Source organism: Streptomyces sp. NBC_00400 (assembly GCF_036048035.1).
Taxonomy (GTDB): Bacteria; Actinomycetota; Actinomycetes; order Streptomycetales; family Streptomycetaceae; genus Streptomyces.
This window is the reverse complement of the sequence record NZ_CP107940.1, coordinates 1,680,183-1,698,559: the sequence shown is the minus strand read 5'-3', so window position 1 is coordinate 1,698,559 and position 18,377 is coordinate 1,680,183. Positions and strand designations below refer to the sequence as shown.

The 18,377-nt window shown below is 73.0% G+C and carries 16 protein-coding genes and 2 pseudogenes; 5 read left to right on the top strand and 13 right to left on the bottom strand.

Annotated elements, in window-relative coordinates:
* Window positions 1–120: 120 nt before the first annotated feature.
* The 8 genes and pseudogenes from OHS81_RS07470 to OHS81_RS07440 form a co-directional block, all read right to left on the bottom strand.
* On the bottom strand, window positions 121–1,497 hold the full coding sequence (locus OHS81_RS07470; protein ID WP_328383611.1) for a sulfate adenylyltransferase subunit 1: 1,377 nt from the start codon (window positions 1,495–1,497) through the stop codon (window positions 121–123).
* A gap of 1 nt (window position 1,498) precedes the next feature.
* Window positions 1,499–2,443 (bottom strand): sulfate adenylyltransferase subunit CysD, encoded by a 945-nt coding sequence (gene cysD / locus OHS81_RS07465; protein WP_328383609.1) that lies wholly within the window; start codon window positions 2,441–2,443, stop codon window positions 1,499–1,501.
* Window positions 2,440–2,973 (bottom strand): adenylyl-sulfate kinase, encoded by a 534-nt coding sequence (gene cysC / locus OHS81_RS07460; protein WP_328383607.1) that lies wholly within the window; start codon window positions 2,971–2,973, stop codon window positions 2,440–2,442. Before cysC ends, cysD begins: the two co-directional genes overlap by 4 nt.
* A 20-nt stretch (window positions 2,974–2,993) precedes the next feature.
* Window positions 2,994–3,686, bottom strand: coding sequence for a phosphoadenylyl-sulfate reductase (locus OHS81_RS07455; RefSeq protein ID WP_328383603.1), 693 nt, complete (start codon window positions 3,684–3,686; stop codon window positions 2,994–2,996).
* Window positions 3,683–3,871, bottom strand: coding sequence for a hypothetical protein (locus OHS81_RS07450; protein ID WP_088800600.1), 189 nt, complete (start codon window positions 3,869–3,871; stop codon window positions 3,683–3,685). Before OHS81_RS07450 ends, OHS81_RS07455 begins: the two co-directional genes overlap by 4 nt.
* Before the next feature lie 115 nt (window positions 3,872–3,986).
* Window positions 3,987–5,684, bottom strand: coding sequence for a nitrite/sulfite reductase (locus OHS81_RS07445; RefSeq protein ID WP_328383600.1), 1,698 nt, complete (start codon window positions 5,682–5,684; stop codon window positions 3,987–3,989).
* Window positions 5,685–5,897: 213 nt separating this feature from the next.
* Window positions 5,898–5,981, bottom strand: coding sequence for a putative leader peptide (locus OHS81_RS37390; protein WP_350257049.1), 84 nt, complete (start codon window positions 5,979–5,981; stop codon window positions 5,898–5,900).
* Window positions 5,982–6,181: 200 nt separating this feature from the next.
* Window positions 6,182–6,754 (bottom strand): annotated as a pseudogene (locus tag OHS81_RS07440) (GNAT family N-acetyltransferase); the annotation flags it as partial.
* A 366-nt stretch (window positions 6,755–7,120) separates the two neighbouring features.
* Here OHS81_RS07440 and OHS81_RS07435 point away from each other — a divergent pair.
* From OHS81_RS07435 to OHS81_RS07425, 3 genes and pseudogenes are all read left to right on the top strand, one after another.
* Window positions 7,121–7,378, top strand: a pseudogene (locus tag OHS81_RS07435) (ATP-binding cassette domain-containing protein); the annotation flags it as partial.
* Between the two features lie 51 nt (window positions 7,379–7,429).
* Window positions 7,430–8,647, top strand: a complete 1,218-nt coding sequence (locus OHS81_RS07430) for a DUF7224 domain-containing protein (RefSeq protein ID WP_328391706.1) — start codon at window positions 7,430–7,432, stop codon at window positions 8,645–8,647.
* Window positions 8,644–9,249, top strand: coding sequence for a hypothetical protein (locus OHS81_RS07425; protein ID WP_328383598.1), 606 nt, complete (start codon window positions 8,644–8,646; stop codon window positions 9,247–9,249). Before OHS81_RS07430 ends, OHS81_RS07425 begins: the two co-directional genes overlap by 4 nt.
* Window positions 9,250–9,265: 16 nt before the next feature.
* On the opposite strand, the gene OHS81_RS07420 is transcribed toward OHS81_RS07425, so the two are convergent.
* From OHS81_RS07420 to OHS81_RS07405, 4 genes are all read right to left on the bottom strand, one after another.
* Entirely contained in the window at window positions 9,266–9,934 is a 669-nt protein-coding gene (locus tag OHS81_RS07420) for a class F sortase (protein ID WP_328383596.1), read from the bottom strand.
* 124 nt (window positions 9,935–10,058) lie between these two features.
* A complete protein-coding gene (locus OHS81_RS07415; RefSeq protein ID WP_328383594.1) occupies window positions 10,059–10,919 on the bottom strand; it encodes an LLM class flavin-dependent oxidoreductase in 861 nt (286 codons plus the stop codon).
* A gap of 326 nt (window positions 10,920–11,245) precedes the next feature.
* Window positions 11,246–12,535: a GAF domain-containing protein gene (locus OHS81_RS07410; RefSeq protein WP_328383592.1), complete on the bottom strand. Its 1,290-nt coding sequence runs from the start codon at window positions 12,533–12,535 to the stop codon at window positions 11,246–11,248.
* Between the two features lie 469 nt (window positions 12,536–13,004).
* Entirely contained in the window at window positions 13,005–14,648 is a 1,644-nt protein-coding gene (locus OHS81_RS07405) for an acyl-CoA dehydrogenase family protein (RefSeq protein WP_328383590.1), read from the bottom strand.
* Window positions 14,649–14,666: 18 nt separating this feature from the next.
* Here OHS81_RS07405 and OHS81_RS07400 point away from each other — a divergent pair, with 18 nt between their 5' ends.
* On the top strand, window positions 14,667–15,821 hold the full coding sequence (locus tag OHS81_RS07400; RefSeq protein ID WP_328383587.1) for a YihY/virulence factor BrkB family protein: 1,155 nt from the start codon (window positions 14,667–14,669) through the stop codon (window positions 15,819–15,821).
* A gap of 12 nt (window positions 15,822–15,833) precedes the next feature.
* On the opposite strand, the gene OHS81_RS07395 is transcribed toward OHS81_RS07400, so the two are convergent.
* A complete protein-coding gene (locus tag OHS81_RS07395) occupies window positions 15,834–16,838 on the bottom strand; it encodes a PP2C family protein-serine/threonine phosphatase (RefSeq protein WP_443058835.1) in 1,005 nt (334 codons plus the stop codon).
* A gap of 414 nt (window positions 16,839–17,252) precedes the next feature.
* On the opposite strand from OHS81_RS07395, the gene OHS81_RS07390 reads away from it, so the two are divergent.
* Window positions 17,253–18,314 (top strand): NAD-dependent epimerase/dehydratase family protein, encoded by a 1,062-nt coding sequence (locus OHS81_RS07390; RefSeq protein WP_328383583.1) that lies wholly within the window; start codon window positions 17,253–17,255, stop codon window positions 18,312–18,314.
* Window positions 18,315–18,377: the final 63 nt, after the last annotated feature.

Below are 18,377 nucleotides of genomic sequence, written 5' to 3'. Positions count from 1 at the left end.
ACGGAGCCGGTCATCGTCAGCGCACACATCGGCCGACTCCGCCCTGCCCGCTGCCCAGGGCGCCGCTGCCGATGCGGCCGCCCTCCTTCGCGAAGGTCGAGAACACGTCCTGGAGCATGCTCAGAAGTCCCATCCCTCGTCGTCGTCCGCGCCGTCGGCCACAGCGGCCTCGGCGGCCGCCTCGGCGAAGGCGTTGCCCGCCATCCCCGCGGTCAGGGTCGTTCCGTCGGCCGGGTCGATCAGGAGGAAGGAGCCGGTGCGGCGGGAGTCGGCGTAGGCGTCCAGGGCCAGGGGTTCGGCGGTGCGGAGGGTGACGCGGCCGATGTCGTTGGCGGCCAGTTCGCCGGGGGCCGGGTGCTGGGAGAGGTCGTCGAGGGTGAGGCGGGAGGGGATGTCCTTGACCAGGGCCTTGACGGTGCGGGTGGTGTGCTTGAGCAGCACGCGCTGGCCGATGGTCAGGGGACGGTCCGCCACGTGGCAGACGGTTGCCCCGACGTCCTGCGAGAGGTCCGGTGCGGTGGCCGTGGGGGCGATCAGGTCACCGCGTGAGATGTCGATGTCGTCGGTGAGGCGGAGGGTGACCGACTGCGGTGCCCAGGCGGCGTCCACGGCCTGGCCGAGGGCGTCGATCGCCTCGATGGTGCTGGTGCGGCCCGAGGGCAGGGCGGTGACGGCGTCGCCGACGCGCAGCACACCGGAGGCGATCTGGCCCGCGTAGCCGCGGTAGTCGGGGTGTTCGGCGGTCTGCGGACGGATGACGTACTGGACCGGGAAACGCGCCGGGTCGTTGGACGGGTCGTCGACGACGGGCACGGTCTCCAGGTGCTCCAGCACCGTCGGGCCGCCGTACCAGTCCATGTTTGCGGACGGCGACACGACGTTGTCGCCGGCCAGCGCCGAGATCGGGATGGCGGTGATCTCCGGGACGCCCAGCGAGGCCGCGTAGGTCGTGAACTCCTCGGCGATGGCGGCGAAGACGGGCTCGGCGTAGTCGACCAGGTCCATCTTGTTGACGGCCAGCACCACATGCGGGACGCGCAGCAGGGCGGCGACCGCGGCGTGCCGGCGGGTCTGCTCGACCACGCCGTTGCGGGCGTCGACCAGGACCACGGCCAGCTCGGCGGTGGAGGCGCCGGTGACCATGTTGCGGGTGTACTGCACATGCCCGGGGGTGTCGGCGAGGATGAAGCGGCGCCGCGGGGTGGCGAAGTAGCGGTAGGCGACGTCGATGGTGATGCCCTGCTCGCGTTCGGCGCGCAGCCCGTCGGTCAGCAGCGCCAGGTCGGGCGTCTCCTGGCCGCGGCCCAGGGAGGCGCGCTCGACGGCCTCCAGCTGGTCGGTGAGCACCGACTTGGAGTCGTGCAGCAGCCGCCCGACCAGGGTGGACTTGCCGTCGTCGACGGAGCCCGCGGTGGCGAAGCGCAGCAGCGAGGTGGCACCCGCCTCGACGATGCCGGCCGCGCCCGCGCTCGTGCCCGTGCCTGTGTTCGTGCTCATGTTAGAAGTACCCCTCGCGCTTGCGGTCCTCCATGGCGGCCTCGGACATCTTGTCGTCGGCCCTGGTGGCGCCCCGCTCGGTGAGCCGGGACGCGGCGATCTCCGCGATCACCGCCTCGATGGTGTCGGCGTCGGAGTCGACGGCACCGGTGCAGGACATGTCGCCGACGGTGCGGTAGCGCACCTGCCGCCGCTCCAGGCTCTCGTCGTCCTTGGGGCCGCCCCACTCGCCGGGGGAGAGCCACATGCCGCTGCGGGCGAAGACCTCGCGCTCGTGGGCGTAGTAGATGGCGGGCAGTTCGATCTTCTCGCGGGCGATGTACTGCCACACGTCCAGCTCGGTCCAGTTGGACAGCGGGAAGACCCGGACGTGCTCACCGGGCGAGTGTCGGCCGTTGTAGAGCTGCCACAGCTCGGGGCGCTGGCGGCGCGGGTCCCAGCCGCCGAACTCGTCGCGCAGCGAGAAGACCCGCTCCTTGGCGCGTGCCTTCTCCTCGTCCCGGCGGCCGCCGCCGAAGACCGCGTCGAAGCGGTTCTTGTCGATGGCGTCCAGCAGCGGGACGGTCTGCAGCGGGTTGCGGGTGCCGTCGGGGCGCTCGCGCAGCTCGCCGCGGTCGATGAAGTCCTGCACGGAGGCGACGTGCAGCCGCAGACCGTGCCGCTCCACGGTGCGGTCGCGGTAGTCCAGGACCTCGGGGAAGTTGTGCCCGGTGTCGACGTGCAGCAGCGAGAACGGCACCGCGGCCGGCGCGAACGCCTTCAGCGCCAGGTGCAGCATGACGATGGAGTCCTTGCCGCCGGAGAACAGGATCACCGGCCGCTCGAACTCCCCCGCCACCTCACGGAAGATATGCACCGCCTCCGACTCCAGCGCGTCGAGGTGGGAGAGGGCGTACGGGTTGTCGGCGTCCTCGGCGTTCCCGGTCACAGCAGTGACGGTCGTCATGCCAGTCCCCTTTCGGTGAGCAGCGCATGCAGTGCCGCCGCGGACTCCTGCACGGTCTGGGTGTGCGACTCGATGCGCAGGTCGGGTGAGGCGGGCGCCTCGTACGGGTCGTCCACGCCGGTCAGGCCGGAGATCTCACCGGCCGCCTGCTTGGCGTAGAGCCCCTTCACATCCCGCTCGGAGCACACCTCCACGGGCGTGGCCACATGCACCTCCAGGTAGGGGGTGCCCTCGCTCTGGTGACGCCCCCGGACCGCCTCCCGGCTGTCCGCATACGGCGCGATCACCGGCACCAGCGCCTTGACGCCGTTGCTCGCCAGCAGCTCGGCCACGAAGCCGATCCGCTGGACGTTGGTGTGCCGGTCCTCGCGGGTGAAGCCGAGACCCGCGGACAGGAACTCGCGGATCTCGTCGCCGTCCAGCACCTCGACGCGGTGGCCCTCGCCGCGCAGCTTTCCGGCCAGTTCGTGCGCGAGGGTCGTCTTGCCCGCGCTCGGCAGACCGGTCAGCCAGATCGTGGCGCCCGTCATGGATATCTCCTGATGCTCGGTCATCCGTGCAGCCCGCACTCGGTCTTGTTGCTGCCGGCCCAGCGGCCGGCCCTGGCGTCCTCGCCCTCCAGCACCCGGCGGGTGCAGGGCGCGCAGCCCACGGAGGCATAGCCGTCCGTCAGCAGCGGGTTGGTGAGCACCCCGTGCCCGTCCACGTACGCGTCCACATCGGCCTGCGTCCAGCGGGCGATCGGGGAGACCTTCACCTTGCGCCGCTTGGGGTCCCAGCCGACGACCGGGGTGTTCGCCCGGGTGGGCGACTCGTCCCGGCGCAGGCCGGTCGCCCAGGCGTCGTAGCCGGCCAGGCCCTCCTCGAGCGGCTTGACCTTGCGCAGTGCGCAGCACAGGTCGGGGTTGCGGTCGTGCAGCTTCGGTCCGTGCTCGGCGTCCTGCTCGGCGACCGTCTGACGCGGCGTCAGAGTGAGGACGTTGACGTCCATCACCGCGGCCACCGCGTCCCGGGTCCCCAGGGTCTCGGGGAAGTGGTAGCCGGTGTCCAGGAAGACCACGTCCACGCCCGGGTAGGCCCGCGAGGCCAGGTGCGCGACGACCGCGTCCTCCATGGAGGAGGTGACGCAGAAGCGCGGACCGAAGGTCTCGGCGGCCCATTCGAGGATCTTCAGGGCGGGCGCGTCCTCCAGGTCCCGGCCCGCCTGCTCGGCGAGCTGCTGAAGGCCGGTTGCGGTGCTCACGGGGTACCTCCGTCGGAAGCGGAAGGGGGCCGGCCGGTGCTTCCCGGCGTCAGCAGGCCCAGGAACTTCAGCCGGAACGCGCGACTGCAGGACCGGCATTCCCACGCTCCATGACCCTCCTCGGAGGGCCGCAGGTCCTCGTCCCCGCAGTAGGGGCAGTAGAACGGCGCGGCACGCTCACTCACTGTGCCCCCCGCTCAGCCTCGGCGCGCTCGGAGGCGCCGGCTTCCCTCGTCACTGCTCGTTCCTTCGTCACTGCGCGGCTCCTCAGTCCAGCCGGCGCCGCGCGCCGAGGCTCGCTCACTTCAGCGCACCCTCTTCCGCACGAGCCGCCCAGGTGGCGAACCGCTCGTCCTCCTCGCGCTGCGCCTCGAAATTGCGCAGCACCCGCTCGACGTAGTCGGGGAGTTCATCGGCGGTGACCTTCAGGCCGCGGACCTTGCGGCCGAAGCCGGCCTCCAGGCCCAGGGCGCCGCCCAGGTGCACCTGGTAGCCCTCGACCTGGTTGCCGTGGTCGTCCAGGACCAGCTGGCCCTTGAGACCGATGTCCGCTACCTGGATACGGGCGCAGGCGTTCGGGCAGCCGTTGAGGTTGATGGTGATCGGCTCCCGGAAGTCCGGCATCCGGTGCTCCAGTTCGTCGATCAGCGAGGCGCCACGGCCCTTGGTCTCGACGATGGCCAGCTTGCAGAACTCGATGCCGGTGCAGGCCATCGTGCCGCGCCGGAACGGCGAGGGGTTGACCTGGAAGTCCAGCGCCTCCAGCCCGGCGACCAGACCGTCGACCTGGTCCTGCTCGACGTCGAGAATGATCATCTTCTGCTCGACGGTGGTGCGCAGCCGGTCGGAGCCATGGGCGGCGGCCAGTTCGGCGATCTTGGTGAGGGTGGTGCCGTCGACCCGGCCCACCCGCGGGGCGAAGCCCACGTAGAAGCGGCCGTCCTGCTGCCGGTGCACCCCGATGTGGTCGCGCCACTTGGAGACCGGCTCCTCGGGCGCGGGCCCGTCGGCCAGCTTGCGCTGCAGGTACTCGTCCTCCAGCACCTGGCGGAACTTCTCCGGGCCCCAGTCGGCCATCAGGAACTTCAGCCGGGCGCGGGTGCGCAGCCGGCGGTAGCCGTAGTCCCGGAAGATGCCGACCACGCCGGCCCAGACGTCCGCGACCTCGTCCAGCGGCACCCAGGTGCCCAGGCGCTGGGCGAGCTTGGGGTTGGTGGACAGGCCGCCGCCGACCCAGAGGTCGAACCCGGGCCCGTGCTCGGGGTGGACGACACCGACGAAGGCCACGTCATTGATCTCGTGGACCACGTCCTGGACGGGCGAGCCGGAGATCGCGGTCTTGAACTTCCGCGGCAGGTTGGAGAACTCCTTGCTGCCGATGTAGCGCTCGTGGATCTCGTCGACGGCCGGGGTGCCGTCGATGATCTCGTCCGCCGCGATACCGGCCACCGGGGAGCCGATGATCACGCGCGGGCAGTCGCCGCAGGCCTCCGTCGTGGACAGGCCCACCGCCTCCAGCTTCTCCCAGATGGCGGGGACGTCCTCGATGCGGATCCAGTGCAGCTGGATGTTCTGCCGGTCGGTGATGTCCGCGGTGCCGCGGGCGTACTGCTCGGAGACCTCGCCGATGGCGCGCAGCTGGGCCACGCTCAGCCGCCCGCCGTCGATGCGCACCCGCAGCATGAAGTACTTGTCGTCCAGCTCCTCAGGCTCCAGGATCGCCGTCTTGCCGCCGTCGATCCCGGGCTTGCGCTGGGTGTACAGGCCCCACCAACGCATCCGCCCGCGCAGGTCGTTGGGGTCGATGGAGTCGAAACCCGACTTGGAGTAGATCGTCTCAATGCGTGTCCGCACATTGAGACCGTCGTCATCCTTCTTGAACTGCTCGTTGCCGTTGAGCGGCGTGTGGTGGCCCACGGCCCACTGGCCCTCGCCGCGGTGGCGTCCGGCCTTGCGGCGGGTCGTGGCAGCTGCGGGGCGTTCGGGGGAGGCGGCCATGGGTGTACGTCCTTCTGGGCGGGCTCAAGGAATGCCGACGGGCGCCGAGCACCCGCGCTGACCTGCGCAGGCATACCGGAATGCGGCGCGTGGCACACGCGTCGGAAGGTCTGCGGGTCAAGGGGTGTCAGCGCGTCCGCGACGAGGGGGACGGCGTGAGATGCGGTGGTGCTGGGTGCTGCCAGGGGCCGAAGGCTCCCGGTGGGTGCAGCCTCAGCCCGCCCGACAAATGGCGCTGGACATGCGGCCGAGGTCGACGTGCCGCCGACTCACCAAGGCAATTCCAGCTCGAGACATGACGGAAGCGTGGCACGCCGCTCTCCGGCCAGTCCACCGTCATCCAGAATCCGGACACCTAGGTCTCGCATCGCGAGACGGTGTGGTGTCGGTCACTCCCCGGCGGGCGTGCCGGTGCCGGAGGGGCCCGTCGGCTCTGCGGGTCCCGTCGGCCTTGTGGGCTCTGTCGGCTCTGTCGGCTCTGTCGGCTCCGTCGGTCCCGTGGGGCCCGCCCCGGGCCAGGGGCCGGGTGCCGGTACGTCGGGCTCCTCGGTCACCGTGGTGTCGTACACCCGGAAGCCGCGCCGCTCGTAGTTGGCCCTCGCGTGCGCGCCGTCCAGGCTGCACGTGTGCACCCACACCCGCTTGGTCGGTGCCAGCTCCGGCCACCGTTCGGCCAGGTCCCAGGCCCGCTCGGTGCCGTGGGCGAGCAGATGTCCGCCGATCCGGCGTCCCCGGAAGCCGGGGAGGAGCCCGAAGAAGACGATCTCCACGGAGCCGTCCGCCCCCGCCGTCAGCTCGATGAATCCGGCGGGCGTGCCGTGCTCGTAGGCCACCCAGGTCTCCACCCCGGGGCGCCCGAGGTGTGCCATCCACTGTGCGTACGACCAATCCAGCCGGTCGGTCCAGGTGACGTCTCCGCCGACCGCCGTATAGAGGAAGCGGCTGAATTCGGGCGACGGCACCTGCGAGCGGACGATCCGGACGTGCTGCTCGGCCGCCGGCCCCGCGGCGGGGGACAGGTCGGCGCGCGAGGTCTGCTCGAGGTACCACGTGGTGACCGAGATGCTCATGAGGTCAGCACATCACACCGGGAGCGGGGGTCAGGGTCGGTTCGGGGGCGAGAGGGAGGAGGGGTGCGGGGCGGGGTCCGGGTGCAGGCCAGGGGTGGACCGGGGGCGCGTGAGCGGGGCGGAGCCCCGTCCCGAATGGTGAGACACCTGCTCACAGTGTGGGGTGCCGACTGTGCTGCCGGGGCCGACAGGGGAGAGGAAGCGGCCGGTCCGACGCCCGCCTGGTGAAGCGGATACGCGGAGAGGGGAATACGCGGATACCCGGACCCGCAGGGAGCCCCGACGCGATAATTGACGAAACGTCGGCCGGGAGCGTGCAAGGTGCTCCCGGCCGGTTTACGTGCGGCACGCGACAGCAAGGATGGCATGTCTCTGCAATTCACCGGGTGCTCCTTCCACTACGGCCGGAAGGTGCCCGTTCTCAACAGCCTCGATCTCTCCATCGATCACAGGGCAACCGTCCTCCTGGGGCCGAACGGCGCGGGCAAATCCACGCTTTTAGGTATCGCCGCCTCCTGGATCTCCCCTACCGGAGGAACCGTGACGTGGAAGGGGGTGAACCCCGGCCGGCGAGAGGCGCGAGCTGCCTACCGCAAAGCCGTCGGCTGGCTTCCGCAGCACGTCAAACCGATGCCAGCCTGCTGGCCGACATTCACGTCGTGGTCTCCACCCGCCGTGCTGCTGTCGGATGATCTCGCCGCGTCGGTGACCCCCGGCTACTGGCCCAGCGCCGTGGGCGCCGCCACCTTCGCGCTGCCCTTCGTGGCCCCGGCCTGTGCGGCCGCCGGTGCCTGGGAGGGCGCACGCTTCACCCGCGGCAACGTGGCCGGCTGGGCGCCGGCCCGGTCGGGGCTCGCCATCGCCCTGCCCCTGTTGGTGCCCGTCATCGCCCTGGGCGCCCTCGGCATGGCGGTGGCCGTAGTGCTGACGATCTCCACGGCACGCCCGCAGGCCGGTATGCCACCGGTCGGCATGGCCCTCGCGTGGCTGGTCGTGCTCATCGCCCATGCCCTGGCCGGCTTTCTGCTCGGCAAGCGCCTCCCGCTGGTCGTAGCTGTCTCCCTGGCCCTGGTACTCAGCTTCGTCCTGACCGCCTACCCGGCCGCCATGGAACCCGTCTGGCTGCGCCACATGGTCACCGGCGGCATGACCTCCTGCTGCTCCCTCGGCCAGGCCCCTGACTGGCAGGCCGCGGCCAGTGCCGTGGTGCTGGCCTGCGGCGTCATCGCGGCCGCTGCCGTGGCCCTGACCGCGGCGGCGGTGCGCCTGCGCAGGGCCCTGACCGGTGCGGCGCTGGTGGCCGGCCTGGCCGGCAGCGGATTCCTGGCCCATGGACTGCCGGCCGATCCGGTGGTCGCCCGGGCGGCCGAGCAGCTGCAGTGCGCAGGTGACCATCCGAGGGTGTGCCTGTGGCCCGAGCTCTCCGGCCGCGCAGGGATGGTCCGCCACAACGCCGCCGAGGCACGGCGGCGTCTGCAGCAGGCCGGTCTTGCCGTACCGGACACCCTCACCATGGAAGAGCATCCGGACACGAGGGCCGCGTTCATCGGCTCCTGGCCCGATCCCACACCGTCCGTGGTGCGCGCAGGAGTGGGCACGAGCCTGCTGCCCCCCGACGCGCCTGCCTGTGCACAGTCAGGCAGCCCGTATCCCGGCGCCGATGCCTACGGCCCCACTGCGGCCTGGCTCTCCCTGACCGCGGGTGCCGCTTCCGAGGACGTCGCCGGCCACTACGGCGCGAAGGAAACCGCCGTCGCCACGGGCGTCCGTCACGCGGGCGGCGACGAGCAGCTGGCGTGGTTCCGGCGCAACAGCACGGCCCTGCGGGACTGCACCACCCACCCCGCGCCCGCGCCCGCCCCCGCACACCGGTCCGGGGAGACGGCGCGATGATCTGGTGGCTCAAGGCCAGGAATGTCCCCGCAGTCCTGTCGGCTCTCTTCGCGGTCCACCTCGTGGCGGTCCTGGTGCGTCAGGAAGCCATTCCCGTACCCACCGTGGCCGGCCCCTCCGGCCGGCTTCTGGTCACCCAGTTCCTGGGAGTCCTGCCGGTGGTGCTGCTCCTGCACGGGCTCGACCGCGGGGACACCCTCACCGAGGAAGTGGCGGTGCGCCACAACGGCCGGCGCACCGTGGTGCTGTGCGTGACATTCGCCCTGCTGGCCCTCGCGACGGCAGCGGGAATCCAGCTCCTGTGGGACCGGCCCGAAGCCCTGTCCCTGGCCCGCAACTGTGCCGGCTTCCTCGGCAGCGCCCTCGTCGTCCGCGCCGTACTGGGACCAGGTGTCGCCGCGATCTGCGTCGCCGCGCTGCCCCTCGCGTGCGCCGCGGCCGGACGCCGGCCGGGCGGATCGGCCCAGCCCTGGGCCTGGCCCCTCCAGGAACCCCTCTCGTACCCGGGCGCCGGTGAAGCCGCCTTCCTCTTCGCCCTCGGCTGCGCGCTCGCCGCGTGGCGGAGCCGCCCCGTGACCGATCCCTTCGCCCGCACCACCTGAGGGGCGCGGGCGGAGGCTAGCCGGACTCCGTCATCCGGGCGAAGACCACCACATTGCCCGCGTAGCCGGACCCCGCCTCGTAGGTGCCGCCGCAGGTCAGGACGCGCAGCTCGGGGCGTCCGGTAGGGCCGTAGACCTTCCGGGCGGGGAACTTCCGCTTGTCGAAGACCTGGATGCCGTAGACCTCGAAGACCGCGGTCCGCCCGTCCTCGCGGGTCACCCGGATCGTCCGGCCCTTCTCCAGGGCGCCCAGCCCGTAGAAGACGGCGGGTCCGCCGCGAGTGTCGACATGCCCGACGATGACGGCGGTGCCGTTCTCGCCCGGGGTCGGTGCGTGCGCGTACCAGCCCGCCAGCCGGGGGGCGTCGGCCGGCGGGGCCTCGATCCAGCCGTCCTTGTCCAGGCCCAGCGGCATCAGCGGGGCCGACACCTCGATCGACGGAATCGCCACCCGGGCGGGGGCGGAGCGCGGCAGCGGCGGCGGTGCGGGGCCGCCGGGCGGGAGGTCGCCGGGGAAGAGGGCGGTGCCGGCCGCCGGCTGCGGCGGCCCGTCGGCCTCACCTGACAGCCCCTGGCGCACCATGCCGATGCCGATGAGCCCGGCCAGCGCCAGCACGCCCCACCTGGGCCGGCGTGCGGCCGCCGGCTGCCCGGGGGCCGCTTCCGCCGGGTCCGTCGGGCTCATCGTTCACCTCCCGTGACCGTGCTTCCCGGGGCGCCCCTCCCGGGGTGCACGGTCCGCTGTCGGCACGCTAGGCGGGCGCCCGGACGGCGGCGAGCGCAGACGGCCGAACGGGCGGTACCGGCCGCTACGGCACCGGGAACACCGCACCCGCCAGCCGCTCGACCTGGTCCGGGTCCGGGGACCAGCAGTAGAGCATCACTTCGTCCGCCCCGATCGCCCGGAACGCGGCCACCGCCTCGCGGATCTGCGCCCCGGTGGTGAGCAGCCCCTTCACGACATGGCCGGTGTAGCTGCTCGGCCGGTAGTACGCGGTCAATTCCTCGCGGGCCCGGTCGAGGGTCGGCTCCGGGCCGAGGGCGACATTGACCTGGGCCAGCAGCCGGGGCCGGCCCGTACGGCCGGCCCGGGACCAGGCCGTCTCGGCCGCACGGAACAGGCCGTCCATCTGCGGGGCCGGGAGCGCGGCGCCGAGGAACCCGTCGCCCCAGCGGGCCACCCGCTCCATCACGGCGGGCACAAAGCCGCCGAACAGTACCTCGGGTCCACCGGGCCGCGCCGGAGCCGGACCGATCGGACCGACCTCCTCGGAGAGCGGTGCACCGGACCAGATACGGCGCAGGGCGGCCAGCTGCCGGTCGAGCCGCCGGCCGCGGGTGCGCAGGTCGACACCGGCGGCCAGATAGTCGTCGTCGCGTCCGCCGGTACCGATGCCGAGGGTGAAGCGGGAGCCCGACAGCAGGTCGAGCGTGGCGGCCTGCTTGGCGAGCAGCGTCGTACGGTGCAGCGGGGCGAGCAGCACCTCGGTCTGCAGCCGGATCCGGGAGGTGGCGCCGGCGAGGGTGGCCAGCGTGATCAGCGGCTCGGGGTTGCCGAACACCAGCCGGTCGAGCAGGGCGACGGTGGTGAAGGGGGTGGCTTCGGCGCGCCGGGCCCAGCTCAGCAGCTGTGCGGGGTCGCCGATGGGGAGGCCAAGGCCTACGGACACGGAGGGTCCTCCAGAAGGGCATTCGGGCAGGAGTGAGCGCGGACTGTCGTGTCTCGTGTCGCCCACTCATTCGGCTCCGCGCGTTCGCTGCGCGCGGGCTGCTCCCGTTCTGCGACGTCCCTCTGGAGAGCTGAGGTCAGAGTGCGGCCACTCTACGAGAGGGGAACGCACGTCCGCACCGGCTTTTCCGCCCCGGTACCCGCCCGGTCCGCCCTGCCGCCCGCCTCGCCCTGCGGCCGCCGGGTCCCTGCCGTCCGCCCGGCCCTGCCGCCCCCGGGTCCCTGCCGTCCGCCCGGCCCTGCCGCCCCCGGGTCCCTGCCGCCCCGTCACCCCAGCCGCGCCGCCGCCACCGCGGGCGCCGAGGACTGCGGCAGCAGACGGTCGGGCCGCGGCGGCAGCAGGAGCTCCACCTCCACCCCGTCCGCGAAGCGGTACGGGCGGTGCGCCAGCACGCTTGCGAGATGGCGGCGCAGCCGGGACAGCTCGGCCCGCACCGTGACCGTACGGCTGTCGTCACCGAAGAGGTCCCGGGCGAGTTCGGCGGCGCTGCGCCCCTGCGGATGCGCGGCGAGGACGAACAGCAGCTCGGCATGGCGCGGGGTGAGCTCGTGCGACCAGCTGCCGGCCGGTCCGCTGACGGTGACCGTCGAGCCGTCCCGGCCGCTGACGTCCAATACCACCCGGCTCGGCCCGGTGTCCCGTTCCCGGCCCCCGACCCGGATCAGCCAGCCGCCGGGTAACGGCTCCAGGGCACACCTGCCGTACCGCGGCAGCCACAGCGGCCCGGCCTCGGGCGCCTTGGGCAGCGCCACCCGGTCCGGCGGCGTCAGGCCCGTCACCCCCACGACCCAGCCGCTCGGGTCGACGGCCAGCGCCCGTCCGCCGATCCGCGCCAGTACCGGTGCCGCGCTCGACCGCAGCCGTTCCAGGGACAGATGGTGGCGGGTGCGCAGCTCGCCCTCGGCGAGCCGGGCCACGGCGGACACCAGCGAGAGCGTCGTGGGGTGGAAGGAGGGCGCCGGACCGCTGAGGTCCACCGTGCCCAGCAGGCGCCCGTCGCGCGGGTCGTGGAGCGGTGCCGCGGCACACGTCCACGGGTGGTGGCTGCGGACGAAATGCTCCGCGGAGTGCACCAGCACCGGCCGGCGGGCCACCAGCGCCGTGCCGATGGCGTTGGTGCCGACGACGTCCTCCGTCCAGTCGGCGCCCTTGTCGAAGCCCAGCCGGTCGGCCATCCGCCGGACCGGCGCGCTGCCCTCGCGCCACAGCACCCGGCCCTCGGCGTCGGTGACGACCATGATCTGCTGTGCGGCGTCGGCGGCCGGTAACAGCCCTTCGCTGAGCATCGGCAGCACCCCCGCCAGCGGGGACATCTGCCGACGCTGCTCCAACTCCGCTACGGACAAGGGGATTTGGGCACGGTCGCGGTCCGGGTCGACGCCCGAGACCCGGACCCGGCGCCAGGATTCACCGATCACCGGGCGCGGCGCCCCGGACGTCCGGCCCGGCGTCATCTCGCCCGCGAGCACCGCCTCGTGGACCGTGGCGAGACGGTGTGCGGTGGTGCGGTTGTCCCGGTCCGACCAGATGGCGCCGTCGATCGCTCTGTCGCTCACGCTGTTCTCCGTACTGCCCGGTCCCTCGGGTGGTGCCTCTCATACGCTCACCGGTCCGTCCTGGAGCCGCCCATTGTCCCGGTCCGCCCGAGGACGCTGCAACGCAGTGCAACCGTTGTCGCGCGGGAGGCGTTCCGGGGAGGGTGACCGAAGCGGCCGATGGTGTCTCGCCACCGCGGGTGCACCGGTCACCCGTCGGGGTGCCCGCCGGTGTCGCCGGAGATTCCATCGGCCGCCCTGCGCGACGTCGGCACGGTGCGGGAGGGGGCAGTGCCCTGACGCCCCTGGACCGGGAGCGGTGCCGGGTCGGCGCGGCACCGTTCCCCGGCCGGCGCGGCGGTGGTAACCCCCTGCCCCCGTTGCCTCATGAGGCGATGCCCGGAGGTAACGGGGAGCCGCCGCCGCGCCGGGCCGTGCCACGTCGGGCGGTGCCGCGTCGGGCCCCTCCCGCACAAGACCGGTGCCGCACTCAGTCCTCGGCCACCGGCCGGGCCCGCGCCACCACGGCCGCGAGATCCAGCGTGTGCGGCAGCGTCCCGAAGGCCGACCCCGCGTCGCTGCCGAGCCGGCCCGCGCAGAACGCGTCCGCGACCTCGGGCGGCGCATGGCGCACCAGCAGCGCCCCCTGGAGGACCAGCGCCATCCGCTCCGCCAGCCTCCGGGCCCGGGCCTCGATGCCCTCCAGATCGGCGAGTTCGGTGAGCATCCCCGTGATGGCACGGTCCAGCCGGTGGTCCGCGCCCCGTGCCGCCCCGACCTCGGTCAGGAACGCGTTCAGCGCCTCGGGTTCGCGCCGCAGGGCCCGCAGAACGTCCAGCGCCTGGACATTGCCGGCGCCCTCCCAGATCGAGTTGAGCGGCGCCTCACGCAGCAGCCTCGGCAGCCCGGACTCCTCCACGTAACCATTGCCGCCCAGGCACTCCAGTGCCTCGGTCACCAGCGGTGTGCAGCGCTTGGTCACCCAGTACTTCGCCACCGGCACCGCCAGCCGCAGAAAGTGCCGTTCCTGCTCGGTGCCGTCGTCGTACGAGGCCGCCAGCCGCAGCGCCAGGGTGGTCGCCGCCTCCGACTCCAGTGCCAGATCGGCCAGCACATTGCGCATCAGCGGCTTGTCGGCCAGCCGGTCCCCGAAGGCCTCCCGGTACGTGGCATGGTGCACCGCCTGCGCCACCGCCTGCCGCATCACCGCCGCCGACGCACTGACACAGTCCAGCCGGGTCGCCGCGACCATCTCGATGAGGGTCGCCACCCCGCGTCCCTCCTCACCGACCCGGCGCGCCCAGCTCTCCCCGTCGAACTCGACCTCCGCCGAGGCGTTCGAGCGGTTGCCGAGCTTGTCCTTGAGCCGCTGGATGCGGAAGGAGTTACGGCTGCCGTCCGGCAGCACCCGCGGCAGCAGAAAGCAGGTGAGCCCTCCCGGCGCGCGGGCCAGCACCAGGAAGGCGTCCGACATCGGCGCCGAGCAGAACCACTTGTGGCCGGTCAGGACGTATTCGCCGGATGCGGCCAGCGGCTCGGCGCGGGTCGTGAGGGCCCGCAGGTCGCTGCCGCCCTGCTTCTCGGTCATGGCCATCCCGGCCAGTGCGCCGCCCTTCTCGGCGACCGGCCGCAGCTCGTGCTCGTACACCCGCGAGGTCAGCAGCGGTTCCCACTCGGCCGCCAGCGCGGGTTCGGCGCGCAGCGTGGGCACCGCCGCATGGGTCATCGACACCGGGCAGCCGTGCCCCGCCTCGGCCTGCGTCCAGACCAGGAAGCCGGCGGTGCGGCGGACATGCCCGTCAGGGCGGGACCAGGCGCCGGTCAGGCCGGCGGTGACCGCATGGCCGAGCAGCCGGTGCCACGCCGGGTGGAACTCCACCTCGTCGATCCGGTGGCCGTAGCGGTCATGGGTGCGCAGGACGGGCGGGTGCGCGTTGGCCTGTTCGCCCCAGCGGCGGGCGTGCGCGGAGCCGGCCGCCTGCCCCAGCGTGCTCAGTTCTTCGCGTACCTCGTCGAGCCGGACGTCGGCGACATACCGGGTGATGCCCTCGGTCAGGGCCGCGTCGCCGGCGAAGACGTCATATCCGACCAGCGGCGGAGGCTGGTTCGTGACTGTGTGAGTGGTGGCTGCCATGCCGGATACGGTAAGGAGGTGCAGTCGGCAAACGAACCAACCGAGCGGCCCGCGGGCCGTCTGACCAAGGCCCGTGCCCTCTACCGCAACGTCTCCAAGCGCCGGCTGGCCTGGCTCCTGCTCAAGGACACCGTCAACTCCTGCATGAAGTACCGCGTCACCGGCCTGGCCGCCGAGGCCGCCTTCTGGAGCCTGCTGTCGCTGCCGCCGCTGATCCTGGGCCTCCTCGGTGCGCTCGGCTACACGAACGCCTGGATCGGGCACGACACCCTCGACAGCGTCCGCCGGCACATCCTCGGCGCCGCCGGCACCGTCCTGTCCGCCAAGGGCGTGAACGAGATCGCCCGGCCGCTGCTCAACGATGTCTTCACCGGCCGCCGCCCGGACGTCATCTCCCTCGGGTTCGCCATCGCCCTGTGGTCCGGGTCCCGGGCGATGAACGTCTTCGTCGACACCATCACCATCATGTACGGGCTCGATGGCCGGCGCGGCATCATCAAGACCCGGCTGCTGGCGTTCGCGCTGTACCTCGCCGCGCTGGTCGTCGGCGCGGTCGCGCTGCCGCTGATGGTCGCCGGACCCGACACCGTCGTGAGCTGGCTGCCGGCCGGCGAGCACATCATCCGGGCGCTGTACTGGCCGGTCGTCCTGCTCCTGTCGGTCGCCTTCCTGACCACGCTCTACCACGCGTCCGTACCGGTTCGTTCGCCCTGGCCGGAGGACATTCCCGGTGCGGTGGTCGCGCTGGGCATGTGGGTGCTCGGCAGCTTCCTGCTGCGGCTCTACCTCACCTCGACGGTCGAGGGGCCCACCATCTACGGCTCACTGGCCGCTCCGGTCGCCGTACTGCTGTGGATCGGGGTGTCCGCCTTCGCGGTGCTGGTCGGGGCCGCGATGAATGCCTCACTCGACCGGGTGTGGCCGTCGGTCGCCACGGCCGCGGCCCGCGAGGAGGTCGCCCGGCGGGCGGCCGCCAAGGCGGAGGCGGCGGGGACGGGGACGAAAGCCGAGGAGGCGGGCGCCGGCGACGGGCAGGGGACGTCGCCGGACGGGGGTGAGCACGGCGGTGAGCACGAGGCCGGTGAGCACGGCGACGGCGGCGAGGACGGTGCCAACGGTGAGGGTGGTGACGGCGGTGACGGCGGCGAGGCCGGTGCCCCCCGGCGCGATTGACCTGACGCCGGTTCAGCGGGCCCCGCGGTAGCGGACCAGCAGCATCGCCGCGTCGTCGTGCAGCGGCCCCTCGGCATGCTCGACCAGGTCCTCGCGCACGGCGCGCAGCGCGGTCTCCGGGTCGGGGTCCTTGAGCAGTGCGCCGCGCTCGTCGAGGGGGTAGAAGCGGCCCACCGCGTCGCGGGCCTCGGTGACGCCGTCGGTGTAGAAGAGCAGTTGGTCGCCGGGAGTGAACGGCACCTCGTAGGGGAGGGGCGCCACCGAGCCGTGCAGGCTGAGGCCGAGCGGGAGGGCGCGCTCGGGCGGCGCGGCGAAGGCCACCGAACCGGTGGGGCGGACGACCAGCGGCGCCGGGTGGCCGAAGTTCAGCAGGGTGGCCCGCGGACCGTCACCGATCTCGGCGAGCACCGCCGTGACGAACCGTTCGCCGGACAGATGGCGGTTGAGCGCCCGCTCGACCCGCTCGCCGACGGCCGGCAGATCCGGTTCGTCGTGGGCCGCCTCCCGGAAGGCGCCCAGCACCACCGCCGCGCTCTCCACGGCCTCCAGCCCCTTGCCCTGCACATCGCCGACGATGATCCGCACTCCGGCGGGCGAGGTGACCACCTCGTACAGATCGCCGCCTATCCGGGCCTCGGCCACCGCCGAGGTGTACGAGACCGCGATCCGCAGCGGGCCCGCGCTGCGCGGCACCGGGCGCAGCAGTACCCGCTGGGCGACCTCGGCGATGGACCGGACGCTGGCCAGCTCCGCCTCGCGCCGCTGCCGCATCACCGCGGCGACCACCCCGGCCGCGGTCACCCCGGCCACCGACAGCAGCGCGGTCAGCCCGCGCCGGCTCTCGAACAGACCGTTGTAAACGCCCAGACCGAGGCAGAGCACGAACGCCGTCAGCCCGACCACGGCGGTCCGCCGCCAGCCGCCGACCAGCCCGGCGAACGCCGGTCCCAGCGACACCAGCGGCAGAAACCCGACCTCCGGGCCCGCGGTGAGGTCGACCGTGGTGACCACGGCCATGACCGCATACGGAAGCGCGGGCAGCACCCGGGAGCCGGTGCGCTGCTCCCCGTTGTCCACGGACAAGGTGTTCTCCGACGGTGTGAGGTGAGGCGAGGTCAGGCGAGGTGAGGTGAGCGGGCAGGAGCGGGCAGGGTCAGGCGAGGGCGGGCAAGAGGGCCGTCGGCCGTCGGAGTGTCCGAAAGCAGCCCCTCAGCCCCCGACCTGAGCATAGGCAACATATGCCGTACCGAAATACCTCGAATGCGCCCTGTTACCGAATTGCAGTGGCCCGGATGGCGGTGCGGCGGCCGGCCGGGGGCGCGGGGCAGGGCCGTGGACCGGGGACGCAGAGCGGGCCGCGGATCTTACGGACCCATGACACGAGGGCTCATGGACGGGCCGGAACGGCCCGGCCCGCTTAGCGTGACCGGCATGCGTGTACTGGTCACCGGCGGCGCCGGATTCATCGGATCGCAGGTCGTCGAGGCGCTCGTGGCGCGGGGGCACGAGCCTGTCGTGCTCGATGCGCTGCTGCCCTCGGCACACCCCGGGCCCCCGCCGCCGCGCCCGGGCGCGCGGTGGATCGTCGCCGACGTACGGGACCGGGCGGCGGTCGACGAGGCCCTGCGGGGTGTGCGGGCGGTCTGTCACCAGGCGGCGATGGTGGGCCTGGGCAAGGACTTCGCGGACGCGCCGGACTACGTCGGCTGCAACGACCTGGGCACCGCGGTCCTGCTGGCCGCGATGGCCGGGGCCGGGGTGCGCGAGCTGGTGCTCGCCGGGTCGATGGTGGTCTACGGGGAGGGCCGCTACACCTGTCCCGTCCACGGGGTGGTGCGGCCCGGCCCCCGGGCGGTGGCCGAGCTGGACGCCGGACAGTTCGAGCCACGCTGCCCGCAGTGCGGCGCCGCACTGCGGCCGGGGCTGGTCGGCGAGGACGCGCCCACCGATCCGCGCAACGTCTACGCGGCCACCAAGCTCGCCCAGGAACATCTGGCCGCTTCCTGGGCCCGCGCCACCGGCGGCCGGGCCGTCGCGCTGCGCTACCACAACGTCTACGGGCCCGGGATGCCGCGGGACACCCCGTACGCCGGGGTGGCCTCCTTCTTCCGTTCGGCGCTGGCCCGCGGCGAGGCGCCGACGGTCTACGAAGACGGCGGCCAGCGGCGGGACTTCGTCCATGTGCGGGATGTCGCCACGGCCAACGCGGTCGCCCTGGAGGCCCTGCCGGACCGGGCGGCGGGCACCCTGACCGCGTACAACACGGGCAGCGGAGTGCCACACACCGTCGGCGAGATGGCGCGCGCCCTGGCCGAGGCGTGCGGCGGACCGGCGCCCGTGGTGACGGGGGAGTACCGGCTCGGCGACGTACGGCACATCACCGCCTCCTCGCAGCGGATCGCCGACGACCTCGGATGGCGGGCGGCGACCGGATTCACGGAGGGGATGCGGGAGTTCGCCCGGGAGGGGATGAGGGCGGCGCCGACGGGGTGACCCGCGGCGCCGGCCCCGCGGGCCGCACCCGCCGCTCCTCCGTCGGGACGCTCCTCCTTCCCG